Origin of the sequence: Kocuria nitroreducens, assembly GCF_042879195.1 — a bacterium.
GTDB lineage: Bacteria > Actinomycetota > Actinomycetes > Actinomycetales > Micrococcaceae > Kocuria > Kocuria nitroreducens.
This window is the reverse complement of record NZ_JBHZTC010000104.1, coordinates 1-508: the sequence shown is the minus strand read 5'-3', so window position 1 is coordinate 508 and position 508 is coordinate 1. Positions and strand designations below refer to the sequence as shown.

Sequence of the window (508 nt, the reverse complement as noted above, 5' to 3'; positions counted from 1 at the left end):
TGCGCGATGCCGCCGGACGGGATCCGATGGCCAGCGCCGGGATCGTGGACTCACAGTCGGTCAAGGGCGCCGACACCGTCGGGGCGGACTCGCGCGGCTACGACGCGGGCAAGAAGATCAACGGGCGCAAGCGCCACATCGTCACCGACACCCTCGGCCTGCTGGTCGTCGTACTGGTCACCGCCGCCAGCCTGCAGGACCGTGATGGTGGGCGGCTGGTGCTCAACCGGGCACGAATGGCGATGCCCTCCATCGTGGTGGTGTGGGCCGACGGCGGCTACGCCGGCAAGCTGCTGGCCTTCGCCCAGTACTACCTGTCCATCACCGTGCAGATCGTCAAGCGGACCGACAAGCGGCCCACCTTCGAGGTCCTTCCCCGCCGCTGGGTCATCGAACGCACCCTGTCCTGGCTGATGCGCACCCGCCGCCTGGCCCGCGACTACGAACGCCTCCCCGCCCACGCCGAAGCCATGGTCAAGTGGTCCATGATCGGGCTGATGACCCGCCG

The 508-nt window shown here is 69.1% G+C and carries 1 protein-coding gene; it reads left to right on the top strand.

Going from position 1 to position 508, the window contains the following annotated elements:
* Positions 1 to 26: 26 nt before the first annotated feature.
* A partial coding sequence (locus ACFYE1_RS17520; protein ID WP_387745857.1) for an IS5 family transposase occupies positions 27 to 508 on the top strand: 482 nt, incomplete at its 3' end.